General features: G+C 39.8%; 13 protein-coding genes. 5 read left to right on the forward strand and 8 right to left on the reverse strand.

The window, feature by feature from the left end; genetic code table 11:
• Window positions 1–194 precede the first annotated feature (194 nt).
• Window positions 195–623 (reverse strand): hypothetical protein, encoded by a 429-nt coding sequence (locus tag ACTB0Y_RS07765; RefSeq protein ID WP_463206246.1) that lies wholly within the window; start codon window positions 621–623, stop codon window positions 195–197.
• 117 nt (window positions 624–740) lie between these two features.
• Window positions 741–2906: a S46 family peptidase gene (locus ACTB0Y_RS07770; protein ID WP_463206247.1), complete on the reverse strand. Its 2166-nt coding sequence runs from the start codon at window positions 2904–2906 to the stop codon at window positions 741–743.
• A 608-nt stretch (window positions 2907–3514) separates the two neighbouring features.
• Here ACTB0Y_RS07770 and rlmN point away from each other — a divergent pair.
• The 3 genes from rlmN (at window position 3515) to ACTB0Y_RS07785 (ending at window position 6347) form a co-directional block, all read left to right on the forward strand.
• Window positions 3515–4555 (forward strand): dual-specificity RNA methyltransferase RlmN, encoded by a 1041-nt coding sequence (gene rlmN, locus ACTB0Y_RS07775; protein WP_463206249.1) that lies wholly within the window; start codon window positions 3515–3517, stop codon window positions 4553–4555.
• A 147-nt stretch (window positions 4556–4702) separates the two neighbouring features.
• A complete protein-coding gene (locus ACTB0Y_RS07780) occupies window positions 4703–5578 on the forward strand; it encodes a patatin-like phospholipase family protein (protein WP_463206250.1) in 876 nt (291 codons plus the stop codon).
• Window positions 5571–6347: a lysophospholipid acyltransferase family protein gene (locus tag ACTB0Y_RS07785; RefSeq protein ID WP_463206251.1), complete on the forward strand. Its 777-nt coding sequence runs from the start codon at window positions 5571–5573 to the stop codon at window positions 6345–6347. Before ACTB0Y_RS07780 ends, ACTB0Y_RS07785 begins: the two co-directional genes overlap by 8 nt.
• 59 nt (window positions 6348–6406) lie before the next feature.
• Here ACTB0Y_RS07785 and ACTB0Y_RS07790 read toward each other — a convergent pair whose 3' ends face one another.
• The 3 genes from ACTB0Y_RS07790 to ACTB0Y_RS07800 all read right to left on the reverse strand — a co-directional run bounded on the left by ACTB0Y_RS07790 (window position 6407) and on the right by ACTB0Y_RS07800 (window position 9061).
• Window positions 6407–7462 carry a class I fructose-bisphosphate aldolase gene (locus ACTB0Y_RS07790; RefSeq protein ID WP_463206252.1) on the reverse strand — a complete coding sequence of 352 codons (1056 nt, stop codon included), beginning with the start codon at window positions 7460–7462 and terminating at the stop codon, window positions 6407–6409.
• A 138-nt stretch (window positions 7463–7600) separates the two neighbouring features.
• Window positions 7601–8587, reverse strand: a complete 987-nt coding sequence (locus ACTB0Y_RS07795) for an FKBP-type peptidyl-prolyl cis-trans isomerase (protein WP_463206253.1) — start codon at window positions 8585–8587, stop codon at window positions 7601–7603.
• Between the two features lie 15 nt (window positions 8588–8602).
• Complete coding sequence (locus tag ACTB0Y_RS07800) at window positions 8603–9061, reverse strand: peptidylprolyl isomerase (RefSeq protein WP_463206254.1); 459 nt, start codon at window positions 9059–9061, stop codon at window positions 8603–8605.
• Between the two features lie 268 nt (window positions 9062–9329).
• On the opposite strand from ACTB0Y_RS07800, the gene ACTB0Y_RS07805 reads away from it, so the two are divergent.
• On the forward strand, window positions 9330–9854 hold the full coding sequence (locus ACTB0Y_RS07805; protein WP_463206255.1) for a hypothetical protein: 525 nt from the start codon (window positions 9330–9332) through the stop codon (window positions 9852–9854).
• Window positions 9855–9870: 16 nt separating this feature from the next.
• Window positions 9871–10590: a hypothetical protein gene (locus tag ACTB0Y_RS07810; protein ID WP_463206256.1), complete on the forward strand. Its 720-nt coding sequence runs from the start codon at window positions 9871–9873 to the stop codon at window positions 10588–10590.
• A gap of 635 nt (window positions 10591–11225) precedes the next feature.
• Here ACTB0Y_RS07810 and ACTB0Y_RS07815 read toward each other — a convergent pair.
• The 3 genes from ACTB0Y_RS07815 to ACTB0Y_RS07825 form a co-directional block, all read right to left on the reverse strand.
• A complete protein-coding gene (locus ACTB0Y_RS07815) occupies window positions 11226–13763 on the reverse strand; it encodes an adenosylcobalamin-dependent ribonucleoside-diphosphate reductase (RefSeq protein ID WP_463206306.1) in 2538 nt (845 codons plus the stop codon).
• 219 nt (window positions 13764–13982) lie between these two features.
• Complete coding sequence (locus ACTB0Y_RS07820) at window positions 13983–15224, reverse strand: 3-deoxy-D-manno-octulosonic acid transferase (protein WP_463206257.1); 1242 nt, start codon at window positions 15222–15224, stop codon at window positions 13983–13985.
• Window positions 15224–15973 (reverse strand): hypothetical protein, encoded by a 750-nt coding sequence (locus ACTB0Y_RS07825; protein ID WP_463206258.1) that lies wholly within the window; start codon window positions 15971–15973, stop codon window positions 15224–15226. Before ACTB0Y_RS07825 ends, ACTB0Y_RS07820 begins: the two co-directional genes overlap by 1 nt.
• Window positions 15974–16357: the final 384 nt, after the last annotated feature.

Raw genomic sequence — 16357 nt, forward strand, 5'->3', positions numbered from 1 at the left:
TAGAATAACCCATAATTGTAAATTTTAATTAAACATATCTAGTCATATAACTAGATAAAAATAGTAAAAAAAATCACAACTTCCAAAAAAAAGTCGTGATTTTATCTAGTAAAACGCCAAACTCAAGTACCCCGCTGCAAGCGGGGGAACAGCATGATTTAATTTAGGTGAAAAATAGCAAAACAGCAATAAAATTATTCCATAATTTGTATACTATCCAAATACCATCGGTTCTTTTTCTTTAGAAAAAACCGTTTTTCCATGTAGCTGGAGCGAGGTATGTATATTTTTTCTACCATTTTATTGTTAATGGTGTCGATCATCATTTCATAATGATCGGGGTATTCATCCATGCTTCGCACCGTACGCGGCAGTGTTTTACGGGTAAAGCTATTGTGGAATTCCCTGTTGGCATTACCACCTACGGGGTCTTCTTTGACGTGCCCATAAAATTCATAAACATTGAGTGGATAATTGATGCGATTGTAGTGAAAAACACTATCACGGTAAAACTTTTTTTGAAACTGTTGGAAACTTTCCGGTTTGGTAAAAGGGTTTCTAATACCACAACCGGCTCCAACAAGTAACAAAATAATCAAAACTAAAGTCGATTTTAACTTCATTTGGTTTGGGTTTGTATATGTAACAACTTTTTAAGTGTTCTGTTGTGTCCCAGAAAATTGAAGCTAAAAAAAGCAGCGCCGGGTTGACGCTGCTTTTCTGAAATTATGTGAATTGGCTTATTGTTTCACGATGGTCATTTCGTCGATAAGGTTTTGTGCACCTGCAAATTTGTCAATTACGAACAATACGTAACGAATATCAACACATATGGTGCGTTGTACCTCCGGCTCAAATGCAATGTCACCACTCATGGCTTCCCAGTTTCCGTCGAATGCAATACCAATCAGTTCGCCCTTTCCATTCATAACTGGACTTCCCGAATTACCTCCGGTAATGTCGTTATTAGTAAGGAAACCTACGACCATTTCGCCTTTGTCGTTGGCATAGCGGCCGTAATCTTTGGCTTTATAAAGCGCTTTTAGTTTTGGTTTTACATTAAACTCGCGCACATCAGGGTCTTCTTTTTCCATTACTCCCTCGAGTGTAGTGTAATATTTGTAATGTACAGCATCTTTCGGGTCATAGCCGCCTACAGTACCATAGGACAGGCGCATAGTTGAGTTGGCATCCGGATAGTATACTTTGTCTTTGTTCATTTTCATTAATCCGGCTACGAACAGGCGTTGTCCTTTTTCATAGCTTGGGGCCATTGCACGAAGCTTCCCTGCCATACTACGGTAAGTGTCAATGATGTCGTTGCCGGCAGCAAATGCAGGGTCGTTTTGAAGCTTATCCAGTTCAGGCGATTCAAGATATTTGGCCAGTTTAGCGGTATCTACAAAAATTGATTTTTCAAACAGGTTGTTTACCCACTGGTCTATGTTGTCCTGAGTTTTGATTTCTTCTTTTATAAATGCAGGGTATTTGGCAGTGTCTACCATCTCCATGTATGTTCCAATCATGGATTTCATCACTTTTTTGTCGAGTTGTGGCTCGTAATCTTCGAAAAATCCGTTCATGCGACCTTGCATGCGTGTTTTATATTTGTTAAGGAATTCTGTACTGTCGGGATGCTTTTCCAATGCCCGTTCCATCCCGGTTCCGGCACGATAGCTGTAAAACAAAATTTCCGTACCTCCCATAAGTGTTTCATAAAGCACGGTAAGGTCACCTTGTGCTTCAGCAGTTTGTTCCTGGAATTCTTTTATGAGGTCTAATGCTTCGCCATATTTTTTCTGGCGTCTTTTCTTGTCGTTTACCCAATTGCTGAATGCTTCTTCTAATTTTTGTTTTTTCTCCACTACATTCAGGTTGCGCAGTCCTTTATTTTGTCCAATTGAATATTTCCAATAGTTGGCAGAGCGGGCAAATTTAGAAGCGTATTTAATACGTACTTCATCGCTTTTGTCCATGGCTGCTTTCCATATTTCCTGTTTAATCCCACGAATTTCTGCACGGAACTGGTTGGTGTATTTCATTTCATTTTTCACGCCCCATGAAGTAAGGTAACGCTGTGTAGAACCCGGGTAACCCATAATCATGGCAAAATCACCTTCTTTAACACCGTCAAGTGAAATTTTAAGGTGACTTTTGGCTTTCATAGGTTTGTTGTCGTCTGAATAAGGAGCAGGTTTTCCTTCAGGACCTGCATATACGCGGAACATAGAGAAGTCGCCTGTGTGGCGTGGCCACATCCAGTTGTCGGTGTCTGAACCGAATTTTCCGATTGATTCTGGTGGAGCACCTACCAGACGTACGTCGAGGTAATCTTCATAAACAAAAAGTACATACTGGTTGCCTTTATAAATACCGCGCACATTGGCACGATAATGACTGTCTTTAGTTGCTTCAGTAACAATTACGTTACTTACCGAGTCAATAATGTTCTGGCGCTCGCTCTCGGGCATATCTTTGTTTACTTCTTTCAATATTCTTTTGGTCACTTCTTCTGCTCTTATCAGAAATGAAGCTGTTTTGCCGGGGTTGGGCAGTTCTTCATCGTATGATTTTGCCCAGAAACCGTCTGTAAGGTAATCGTGTTGCACAGTACTGTGTTCCTGTATTTCACCATATCCACAGTGGTGGTTGGTGAGTAATAATCCATTTTCTGAAACTACCTCTGCGGTACATGAACCGCGGTCAAGCGCCACTATGGCGTCTTTCAGGCAAGCCTGGTTAATACTGTAAATGTCCTCAGCCGAAAGCTTGAGGCCCATTTCTGTCATGGTACCAATGTTGAGTTTTTCAATTAGCATGGGTAGCCACATCCCTTCATCAGCACGCACCTGGGCGATCTGAAACATCAGGGCTAATCCGGTGAAAATCGCAAGAATTTTTTTCATTTGTAAAGGTTTTATATTTCAATGGTCAGATGAAAATTCCAAAAATTGTCCCCATAAGGCAATCCAGTCTTAGGTTCTTCTGTTGAGATATATCGGAAATTCCATACGTTATTTATTCATTTGGATGGTTTTTGTTTTTAACCGGCACGATAGCGTCCGTTAATTTTTTGCAAAAACCTGTTCTTAATTTTAATTTGGCTAATGCCTTTGCAAATTTAGCACTTTGATAATACAAGGCAAATTTAGCTCATTTTTGTCAAGATTGTGGTCATTTACGTACACTTGTGGGGTATTTTATAGTTTAAAAGTAATTTAGCGCAAAATTGTTCATTTTTTTCAATGCTTTGTTGTGCTGATAAGTACATGTCAGAAATCATTTGCTTTGTGTTGCCTGAGTGGTAGATTCACAGGCGTTGATGCATGTATAAAAAACCCTTCTTTTTATGCTTTATAGTTTTACTTACAACAAATGGGCTTTATAGTATGATTTTTGATAATGTAACATCAGTTCAGTGTAAAAACAAAAGGCTTATAACTTATTCATTTTTTATCCCTTTAACTTACATCGAATAAATAAGGATATAAAGGAATTATTAAAATACGTTTTTGTGGAAAAAAAGGATTTAAGAACGATAACCGAACAGGAGATGCTTGATTTTTTAGAGAGACACAAGCAAAAGCCATTTCGTGCCAAACAGATAAATCAATGGCTGTGGGAGCGTGGTGCAACGAACATCCGTGCAATGAAAAACTTGCCCGGCACATTGCTCGATGCTATGGAAGAGGAGTTTGATATAACTGCGGCACGGGTGCAGGATTCTAAGACCGCGAGAGATGGGACATCAAAAGTAGCTTTTGAGTTTCACGACGGGCAGGTGGCCGAAGGGGTTTATATTCCTTCCAGAAGTCGGGTAACGGCGTGCGTATCATCACAAACAGGTTGTAAACTTAACTGTACTTTTTGTGCTACAGGTCAGCTCACTCATGGCCGCGATTTAACTGCCGGTGAGATTTTCGATCAGGTTGTAACCATTAAGAATATGGCTGAAGCGCAAGGTAACCGGCTCACCAATATTGTTTATATGGGTATGGGTGAACCGCTACTGAACTACGACAATGTATTGCGATCTATAGATTTTATCACCGGTAAGCCCGGGCTTGAAATGTCGCCATCCAGAGTCACCTTGTCTACAGCTGGTATCGTCCCGGGCATCGTAAAACTGGCCGACGATGAGGTGCGTTTTCATTTGGCCATATCTCTGCATTCGGCAATTGATGATACGCGCAAAAGGTTGATGCCGCTCAACAAGAAATATCCTTTGGATGCGCTTTCAGAAGCCATTCAGTATTATCACGAAAAAACCGGTGAACGTATTACTTTTGAGTACCTGATGCTTAGAGGTGTGAACGATTCGCTGGATGAAGCCGCTGCCCTGGCGAAATTTTGCAAGGCATTTCCGGTAAAGATTAATCTAATTGAATACAATCCGGTAGAGGAATTTGATTTGAAACCTTCGACACAAGAAACGCTCAATGCTTTTGTGCAATTTTTGGAAAAGCGCAACATGATTGTAAATGTGCGCAGAAGCAAGGGACAACAGATCGATGCGGCTTGCGGGCAGCTTGCCAACCGCTCTGTAAAGCAATAAAAACAGGTTAGTGTGCTTAATTTATGCGGATTAGCCATTGCGGTTGTTTGTCTGTAAGATTTTCTGTATAATATTTTCACAATAACCTGAATTGTGTAAATTCGTTTTTTGCATGAATTCTCATGCACATAATAAATAGAATCAACCATGGAAAAAAAAGATGCCATATTAATTTTGTCCAGTGGCGGTGCAAGAGGACTTGCGCAAATAGGAGTGATTGAGGAACTGGAAGCCAATGGATGGAATATTACTGCCATTGCCGGAAGTAGTATAGGCGCCTTGATTGGTGGTTTCTATGCGGCAGGTAAGCTCAATGATTTTGCAGAATGGGTAAAAAAGCTCGATCGCATTGACGTAATGCGCTATTTTGATGTAACCTTCAGTAGCCGTGGTTTTATTAAGGGCGAACGCATAATGAAAGAAATGCGCAGAATAATGGGCGATGTAAATATTGAAGACCTGCCCATGCGGTACCGGGCTGTATCGGGTGATATTGTGAAGCATGAACCTGTGGTATTTGATAAAGGCGACCTTATTAATGCAATACATGCCTCTGTGTCTATTCCCGGTGTTTTTACGCCGTATCAACTAAATGGTGCGCTTTTGGTTGATGGAGCTGTTACCAATCCAATGCCCATGAGCCTTTATGAACTCTCTGACCAGGAGAAAATGATAGCTGTAAACCTTAATGCCCGAATTCCTTATGAAATGGAGGGGAAGGTACGCAGCAAAAAGGAGCAGGAGCAATCAGAAAAAGTTTTCCATCAATGGAAAGAAAACGTAAGGAAGGTTTTTAATACAAAAAAAAGCAAGTCAGTGAAAAAACCCGGACTTTATGGCGTGCTTTTTCGTTCATTTGAGATGATGCAGGAATCGTACACCATGGAACTGATTAAAAGATATCACCCCCATGTTTTGGTTGAATTGTCGCGTGAGTCTGCCGATACTTTTGAATTTAATAAAGCTGAAGAGCTGATTGCTTATGGCAGACAGCAAACGAAAAAAGCACTGGAGCATGAATAAATTAGCTATTGTGTTGCTTTCACCTCTCGCTATAGCTCGGTTGCTGGTAGCCGTTTTATTTACGTTTGCATTGTATTTAATTGTAACCAGTATAGATATCTTTGCGCCAAAGAAACCCGAAAAATTGCTCTGGAAATTTATGGGTTGCTGGAGCCGTAATATGCTAAGCATAATGGGCGTAAAGGTTCATGTGGAGATAGAAGAAAAGCCCGATAAACCCGCTTTGATACTGTCTAATCACCGGTCATATATTGATATTTTCATAAATCTTGCTATTAATCCGGGGCGAATTATTGCAAAGAAAGAAGTTGCCAGCTGGCCTTTGATCGGCAGAGGCATAAAAATTTATGATGTATTACAGATCGATCGCAGTAGCATGAACAGCCGGATAGAAAATATCCGGAAAATGGAAAATGTATTGCTCAGTAATCAATCACTGATTATTTATCCCGAAGGCACCACGCACCGCGGACCCGGAATTGGCCCTATCCGCGAAAGTACTTATCGTATTGCATCCAGCAATAATTTTCCGGTTTATCCAGTGGCCATTGAATACAAAAACCCGGATGATGCCTGGGTTGGAAAAGATCTCTTTGTACCGCATTTTATTCGTAGGGCAGGAGTAATTAAGAGACACGTAGGTGTAAAAGTCGGAAAGTCTATCCAAACTACCGACAATAAAGAGCTGAAGGCTTATGTGGAGGGTTTCATGCAAAGAGAGACCATGCACATGCGTGAGCAGTTTGATCGGCAGAATGAGAAGCGTTAGTTCAAAAAAGTGAGGGCTTCTTTAGTGCTGAAACCCTCACATATAAAAACCTTATGTTTTTAAGCAATGTCTATTTGGTCTTCCAGATACACATCCTGTATGGCGTTGAGCAGTTTCACACCTTCTTTCATGGGTTTTTGGAAGGCTTTACGCCCTGAAATGAGTCCCATGCCACCGGCACGTTTGTTAATTACAGCTGTGGTTACGGCATCGGCCAGATCTGATTCGCCCTTGGAAGCCCCGCCTGAATTGATCAATCCTGCACGGCCCATGTAATTATTGGCCACCTGGTAGCGTGTCAGGTCGATGGGATTGTCGGAGGTAAGCTCAGAGTAAACTTTGTCATGCGTTTTCCCAAACTTGATGGCTTTGTATCCACCGTTGTTGGTGGGCTGTTTTTGTTTTATAATATCAGCCTGTATGGTTACACCCAGGTGGTTGGCCTGTCCGGTTAAATCGGCCGAGGTATGAAAATCCTGGTCGCGTTTGAATTCTGAATTGCGCAGATAACACCACAGCACAGTGTACATCCCCAGTTCATGGGCTCGCTCAAATGCGGCAGCTACTTCCTGTATTTGCCGGTTCGATTGGTCGGAGCCAAAATATATGGTGGCGCCTACGCCCATAGCACCCAGTTCATAAGCTTCCTCAACCGAACCAAACATAATTTGATCGTGCGTATTCGGGTAAGTCAGCAACTCGTTATGATTTAATTTAACGATAAACGGAATTTTGTGGGCATATTTGCGCGAAACGGCTGCCAGCACCCCAATGGTAGATGCTACACCGTTCGTACCACCTTCAATGGCAAGTTTCACAATGCTTTCAGGGTCAAAATATTCCGGATTTGGGGCAAATGAGGCTCCGGCGGAGTGTTCTATGCCCTGATCAACAGGCAGGAGCGACAGGTAGCCTGTTCCACCCAACCGGCCATGGTTGAATGTGGCTTGCAAATTTCGCAGCACTTGTGGCTTGCGGTTGGTGTGATAGAACACCCGGTCTATAAAGTCAGGGCCGGGGAGGTGCAACTTGCTTTTGTCAATGGTTGTAGATTTGTGTTCCAAAAGCTTTTTTGCATCATCGCTAAGTAATTCAGCAATTTGTTCGTAATTCATGGTATTTTGTTTTTTTGAGTTTTGTACCCAAATTTACAAAACTCCGGCTAAAATGTTGAGCATGGAACTAATTCATTTTTAGGAAATAAAAAAAGGAGGCCCGAAAGCCTCCCTGTGTATAATCAAATGAGATTTGTTTTATTCTACTACTTCAAGTAGTTCTATTTCGAAAATAAGGGCTGAATAAGGTTTGATTTCACCTTTATTGGTTCCACCGTAAGCAAGATCTTGTGGAATATAGAATTTATACTTAGCGCCTTCTTTCATGAGTTGTACACCTTCTGTCCAACCCGGAATTACCTGGTTCAAACCAAAAGTAATGGGCTCACCACTTTCTACACTACTGTCGAAAACAGTACCGTCAATTAAAGTACCGTGATAATGCACTTTTACCTGATTTGTAGCAGATGGACTTGCGCCAGTACCTTTTTTCAATACTTCGTATTGCAAGCCTGATTCTGTTACTTTCACTTCAGGGCGCTGCTTGTTTTTCTCCAGAAAATCTTCACCGGCCTTTTTGTTATCGGCATATTGTTCAGCATTGGCAGACTGTTGTTGTTGCTGTGCTTCCATTTGTGCGGCACGGGCTTTTTGTACCATTTTATTCAACAGGTCTGTACCTGTTTTCTGGTCAATTTGGCTGGAGTCTGTCATTACGTCATTGATGCCGGTCATTACAAAAGAACTGTCGATATCAGAAGTAGCCTTGAGTTGTACCAATGTGCGGTTAATACCTTCTACTAATTGTGCGCCAAGTGCATATCCAAAACTGTCGCTGATGTTTTGCATTTGCTCTTCGGATGAAGCTTTGGGCATGGTGTAAGTAGAGTCAGCCTGTATTTTTTGAATTACTTTGCTCAGTGTCGTTTGAACTGAACGGAAGTCCATAGCTTTTTCTCCACTGGTAAAGTCTTCAGCACCTTTAAGGAACCATTTGGTATCGATAAATTTCAGTACTTTGAATTTTTCCATTTGGTCGAGAAACCCCTCTGCTTGTAGTGCACCAAGTGCATAGCTTGTAGAGTCTTTTTGGGTTTTCATTTCTGATTTAGATGCATTTTGATTGTTGCATGCAAAGAATACTGTGCTAATAGCCAGTATTGCAATAATTTGTGTCAATTTCATGTTAATTCGTGCTTTTTATGATTCAATAATTGTAATTTTCTTAATTAAGTCGCCAGCTTTAATATCGTCAATAATATTATCACCCTCAATGATTTTGCCAAAACAAGTGTGTTTACCATCAAGATGTTGTGTGTTTTGGCGGCCGTGAACAATAAAAAACTGCGAGCCTCCTGTGTCGCGACCTGCATGGGCCATTGACAATACACCTCTTTCATGGTATTGTTTGTCGGCATCGGTTTCGCATTTTATGGTGTAACCGGGGCCGCCTGTACCTGCGCGTGGGTCGTCCGGGTCTTTGGAATGAGGGCATCCACCCTGTGCAACAAAACCGGGTATTACCCTGTGAAAACGCAGTCCGTTGTAAAACCCGTCATTAGACAATTTTACAAAATTTTCTACTGTGCCAGGTGTCTCTTCTTCATAGAGTGTAGCCACCATTGAGCCTTTTTCTGTTTCAATTTTAGCCTGCTTCATTTTTTAGATTTAAGCCTGATTATCATCAGGTTTTATTTGGTTACTATTTGTTGATTATCAGGAATTATACAAAATACAAAGGTAAAAAAAATGTGCTGCGGTGCAATACGGTCTGGTATTTTGTATTAATTGCTGCGGTGTGCGCCGCTTTGTGTTTGTTAATGAAATGTTTATATCAGGGAAATGCATGAATTTCGATTATATTCGCTTCATTTATAGCCAAAACATTATTACTTTTGCAGATTGGCAGATCAAAACAAGCCGCTATATGAAAATAATACAGTTTGCCCTTTTTCTCTTATTTGCTTTGTCCTTTAATCAGGGTGCAGCGCAAAAATGTCGTTATGAAATAGACGAAATTGATGCTGTAACAGAGCTGATTGTAAAAAGAACTGAACCCGTAGAGATAACCGAAGTAAATGACCACCCGCTTTATATGAAGGCTCAATGTATTGGTGAAAATAAATACCTGAAGGTTCGGTACTACCGTTACAATAGTTTTACCATAAATACTTCAAAACCTTTCGAGATTATTTTCACCGATCAGACCAGTGTGCAAATTCAGGCTCGCGATATGCCTGAGAGTAAAAATACTGGTGGATTTATCAAGGTTTCTTCGTTGCTTATTTTTGACCTTACTAAAGATCAATATCAGCAACTGCTTAAAAAACCGGCCACTCAAATTAAATATTTTATTGATGGGGGTGGTTATATTAGAAAAGATGTCAGAAAACGTGATCAGGAGAATATTCAGTATATCATGCGATGTGTTCTGCTGGACTCTGATTCATAAATAGATCCTGAATAGCATGAAAAATTTATTGTACCTATTCTTTCTTATTTTTTTGCTTTTCAGGGCATGTGCCCCAACTGAAAGTATTTATGCAGGAAAGATTGGTGCTAATAATGAAATGCCACGGTATTGCCTGCAGCCCAGATTATTGTTTTACGAGGTGCTGGTCAACGAAAATTGGGTACGGTTGTGGCTGCATACAAACAATTCTATCACAAAAGGGCAATTGTTAAAGAATCCATTAAAGATTTATATTGCCGAAAAAAACAAACGTAATATTATTTATTTTCTGAAGTATAAAAATGTATTTGATTCTAAAGTTCAGGAAGGAAAAGATACAACAAAAAGCCACCGCCAACTTGTGCTTTATGAACTTAGTGATGAAGATACAACAGATGTTACCTCAAAATATAATTTTAAAGTTACTGCTGATTTGGACGACCAACAATATGACCTGAAAATAGATTGTCCACGGCATCTTATCTCCGGCCTGGAAGAACCTGTAATAGGTATTGAATCTTTAACCAATATAGATCCGGATAATTCAGAAAGGGTGAATTTACGTACTTCACCAGAAAGTGTAAAGCAGTATTCATCCAAGCTTAATACTGCTTCAAACAGAGACTATCCATCGCGCCAAAAGTCTGAATATAGGTCGGCTGCATACCATTCCTTTGATTTAGATATTGAATTATGGTTTAAGTTATATCTCTCCCAAACTACCTCCGACCTATAATGCAGGTTGTAAAGAATGGTGTTAAATACCTGTTGAATAAAATCAAAATAACAACTTTATTTGTAATCAGCTAAAATTGCAGGTTCGTTATAATCGCAAATTTGAAATGAATCTTTAGGCTGAAAAGTTTTTTTTCAGTTACTTTGTTAGAGAAATAGTCGATTTTTAAATATTCTGGTCTCAAAACCGCCAAAATTCAACTCCAGGGGAATATTTGAAAGATCATGCTTAAAAGTTTGCGTGGTCTTGTCTTTACCTGGAGGGGTGCTTGGCGGTACCTTGAGGCAGAAGCATAAGACCACGCATTTTTTATGAATTATGAAAAGGAAATAATTCTCTATGGATTATTATTCGATTGCCCTTTTGGTAAAGAGTTACCTGGCTGTCCTTTTCATGAAATTCGGAAACTTTCATTTGAGGAAAGATACGATCTTGTACAGAAGTTACCGGAATCTGTTATTGACAGCTGGTTGGCTCATCATCGGCAATGTTTAAAGTCACGCTGATTTCTCAAAGGTTTATAAACAAATAAACAACATTTTCATATAATTTGCTATTAATTAACGAATTCGTTGATTTTTTGCTCATAAAAAAACCCGCTCACCGAGCGGGTTTTAATGTACTCATAATTTTTATTAACCGCATTCTGAAGAACCGCAATCAGAACAAATCAGACATCCTTCCTGGTAAACCAGGTTTTCTGAATTGCAGTTTTTACAGCGTTGACCGTCTGCTTGGGTCCCGTTTGGTATGTAACGCTTAAGAGCCCGCTCTACACCATTTTTCCATGTGTTGATGTTGGCACTATCCAATTGCAGCGATGCTACAAGCGTAACCACGTTAGGTATGGGCATTCCGTAACGCAATACGCTGGAAATTAATTTGGCGTAGTTCCAGTACTCTTTATCGAATTTATGAGAAAGGCCTTCAATTGTAGTACGATATCCGTATTTGTTTACATACTGGAAGTCATACCTTGTAACATTATTTTCATCTTTATTTTTGATGATGTAACCTGTTGAAATTGATTTGGGTACCGGTAGTACATCTTCATCTACCATACCGGTGAAAATTTCGTAAGGTTGTCCTTCGAGCAAGCCAATGAATGCAATCCATTGTTCCTGGTTGTTTTTAAACCTGACAATATCTGCTTTTAGCTTATTGGGGCGTTTAAGTTCACGGGTTACTTTATTCTCTTTTTTATCGTCTTTTGAGATGAGTACACCTGAACGTGAACCATCACGATACACAGTAATACCTTTACAGCCTGATTTCCATCCTTCTTCGTAAACTTTGCCAACCACTTCTTCTGTTACATCTTTGGGGAGGTTAACTGTAACAGAGATGCTGTGGTCTACCCACTTTTGAATGGCACCTTGCATCTGCACTTTTTTCACCCAGTCTACATCGTTGGAAGTGGACTGGTGGTAAGGAGATTTGGCTACTACTTTATTTAGTTCCTTTTCGTCGTATTCGCGTACTTTTTCTACATCGTAACCGTTGGCTTCGAGCCAAATGATGAATTTATGATGAAACACAGCATATTCTTCCCAGCTGTCGCCTACTTCGTCGATAAATGTAACTTTTACGTCTTTATCGTTGGGGTTTACTTTTCTTCTTCTTCGGTATACGGGAAGAAATACGGGTTCAATTCCCGAAGTGGTTTGGGTCATTAGACTTGTGGAGCCTGTTGGCGCAATTGTGAGCATGGCAATGTTTCTTCTACCATTTGTTTCCATGCTTTTGTACAATTCCGGGTCTGCTTCTTTTAGCCTTTTTATAAATGGGTTGTTGGCCTCTTTTTTTGTATCGTAAATGGGGAAAGAACCACGTTCTTTTGCCAGGTTTGCCGATGATCGGTACACTGACAACGCAAGTGTTTTATGTACTTCTACAGAAAAGTCAATACCTTCTTTGCTGCCATAGGGTAGCCCCAGAGCTGCCAGCATATCGCCTTCAGCGGTGATTCCTATACCTGTGCGTCTTCCCTGTTCAGCTTTTTCTTTTATTTTTTCCCAAAGTCTTTTCTCTACATGTTTTATTTCTTCGTCTTCCGGGTCATTGTTGATTTTTTCCAGAATGGCATCAATTTTTTCAACCTCCAGATCAATAATATCGTCCATCATTCGGTGGGCAATAGCTGCATGTTTTTTGAATTTTTCGAAGTTGAATTTTGCTTTTTTATTAAATGGGTTTTCAACATATCCGTATAGATTTATGGCCAGCAAACGGCAACTGTCGTAGGGGCATAATGGAATTTCTCCGCATGGGTTTGTCGATACAGTTTTAAATCCATGCTCCGGGTAGCTGTCGGGCACCGATTCTTCTGAAATCGTATCCCAGAACATAATGCCGGGTTCGGCTGATTTCCATGCATTATGTATAATTTTTTTCCAAAGCCTGCGTGCATCAATTTCTTTGGTAAATGTAGGCTTGTCACTATCGATCGGGTATTGTTGAATGTATGGTTTGTTGTCAATTACAGCACGCATGAACTCATGGTCGATTTTCACCGAAACGTTGGCTCCTGTGATCTTTCCCTGTTCAAGTTTTGCATTGATAAAGTCCTCGCTGTCCGGATGTTTAATGCTAACGGTAAGCATTAGTGCTCCGCGGCGGCCATCCTGGGCTACTTCACGAGTTGAATTCGAAAAGCGTTCCATAAAAGGTACAAGTCCGGTAGAGGTAAGTGCACTGTTTTTGACCTGGCTGCCTTTGGGCCTGATATGCGACAAGTCGTGCCCTACGCCACCTCTACGCTTCATAAGTTGTACCTGTTCCTGGTCGGTTTTCATAATTCCACCATATGAATCTGCAATACGGTCGTTGCCTACCACAAAACAGTTCGATAGTGAAGCTATCTGATAAGTGTTGCCAATTCCAGCCATTGGACTTCCCTGAGGTACAATATATTTGAAATTTTTCAAGATATCGAAAATTTCTTGTGCCGACATGGGGTTGGCATACTTCTTCTCGATGCGGTGAATCTCGTTGGCAATGCGCCAATGCATGTCATTGGGGTCTTTTTCGTAAAGATTACCCTGTGAATCCTTCAGAGCATATTTATTAATCCATACGGTTGCTGCTAATTCGTCTCCATTGAAATATTCAATTGAGCTTTCCAACGCCTCCTGAAACGTGTAATTCTTTTGTGCTTTTTTGGTTGCGACCATTTCCATTTTTTCGACCCGGTTAGTGTGTTAATAATCAAATGCTTAGCGGGCAAAAAGCATAAGCTGCTTTTTTGCCAATTTAGTTTCTCAGCGAATTTAAATTTAAAGATGATAAAAGTAAAATTGGTTTATTAACACTATGAAGAAAGAGGGGGGTAAAAAATTGGATAATAGTTGGTTAATCGGTTGATTTCTATTTTCGCAAAAATAATGTGTTAATCATTGGTTAATGATCTGCTTTTCAATTTCTTGCAAGATCATGTCAGTGGCTCCCAACTGGTGCTCAACGAATAACCGGGTTTGCTCTGACTTCTCCTTTAGATATTCTTTGTTACTATGGAGTTTTTCGACTATCGTTTTCAGTTCTTCGTAGCCAGTTATTGGAAAAGCAATTTTGTTATTGACCATTGAAACAGCTTCGTGGAATTTTTTATATGCCGGTCCAAAAATTACGGGTATACCATAAACGGCCGGCTCCAAAATGTTGTGAATGCCTTTACCAAAACCTCCGCCAATGATTGCTATATTGCCATAACGGTAGAGTTTTGACAACAGGCCAATGCTGTCGATAATGAGCACGCGTGCTTCAGCTGCCTGTTTTTCAGTTGTGTCTGAAAGTCTTACTACCCGGGCTTCTATATTTTTTTCGATGCGTTCATACTGTTTTTCATTTAATTCATGCGGGGCAATGATATATTTTATGGTTTCGGAGCCGTTATTACAAAGTTTTATCAGCATCTCGTGCTCGGCCGGCCAGGAGCTTCCTGCTACCAAGGTGAAGTGATTGGCAGCAAAGTTTTTAACCAGACTGATTTCAGTGTTTTGTTCGGCAATTGCTGCAACTCTATCGTACCGTGTGTCACCAGCAACAGTAATATTCTGTATGCCATGTTTCTTTGCAATTTCGGCTGAATTGTTGTTTTGCGCGAAAAAGTGTTCGAAATAATGCAAATGTTTTTTGAACCATTTGCCCCAGGGTTTATAAAAGATTTGTCCGGGACGAAACAGGGTTGAAATGGAATATAATTTTGCATCACGTTTTTTGGCGTAATGAATAAAGTTGTACCAAAATTCATATTTAATGAATATGGCTATGTCGGGATGAGCATGCTCTACAAAATACCGGGCATTTCGAATAGTATCTGCAGGCAAATACATAACGAGATCGGCATTTTTGTAGTTTTTTCTTATCTCATATCCCGATGGTGAATAGAAAGTGAGCAAAATGAATACATCGGGATAACGGGTTTTGATTTTTTCAATTAATGGCCGTCCTTGTTCAAATTCACCGAGGCTTGCGCTGTGGAACCAGCAAACCTGCTTGTCGTGGGGTATATCAGTGAGCTTGTTTTTCCAATTTTGCCTGCCTTTCACGAGCTTTTTTGCTTTAGCATTGCTAAGAGCGGCAATTCTGATCAGAACCGCATAAAAATATATGCCGGTGGAGTATAAAATGCGCATTAATAATAATAAATTTCAGTTGCCATTCTTTTATGCAATGAAATCACCCATCCTATTTTTATTGAATAAAGTAAATCGAGCCGTTGCTCATCAATTTTGCGTTCTTCAATAATATCCCAGCTTCGCCGGTTTTGTGTAAAACCCTGAGTGAATTCCATACCCGCATAAAAGTTCCATGTTGCTTTTTCATGAAAAAACATATAACCCACAAACTGTTTTGTCATTAATCCGTTACAAAGCCTGTCGTAGCCTTTTATGTATTTGTCGGTTAGCTGAGGTATGTTATTGCCACGTTCCTCTATCCAGATTTTATGTTGTAAAAAACCCACGCCGCCTGAAACCATAATCCCCGAATTGGGGTTTGGGTTGAGCACAGGAATAATATAGCCTACATTTGCAGCAATGCTAAATCCATCAAGTTTTTCAGCAACAATACCGGGTTCACCGTAAAAGTTAGTAATCCATCCATCTTCATTTTCCAGGTAGTTGCGATATTCAGGATCTTTGATTCCCTGACTGAAAAGATAATGACCTTCTATACCTATAAAAAGATTTGATTTGAATTTGAGTTTAAATGCAGCCCCAACCTGTCCACTGCCGCTAAATCTTTCGGCAAAGTCTCCTCCCGGATGGTTGTAGCCTAAGTTTGCAGATATCATGGGTATGAGTATCCGGTCCTCTTTAATTGTTTGTGCTGAAAGTTGACCAATTACAACAAATAAATATAATGTCAGTATCCATTTATTCATTCAACGAAATTTAATTATTAGAATGCTACAAAATTAACGGACGAAATTATAAATAATTTGATGGGCGCTGTAATTTAAGATTATAAATTTTCAATCTTATTTTAACCCGGATTGAGTAAAAATTGAATTCACATGATTGTTAATAAATTTTTCTGTGAATTATAAGATGATTTTTTAATTGGCTGTTTATGTTAAAAATTGCACTCTGATTATAATAAATAACCTGTCAAAATAAAAGATAAAGATGTCTGTAAGTAATTAATAAACAAATTAATGCGTTTATGAGTGAATTTATTTTAAACATAGTTTACCTTATACATTTGTTCAGAAAACTTTAAATTAAAAATTTGTGGGCATAAACATCGTTTTATGTGCTATGAAAGA

It is taken from the genome of Salinivirga sp. (assembly GCF_055145285.1).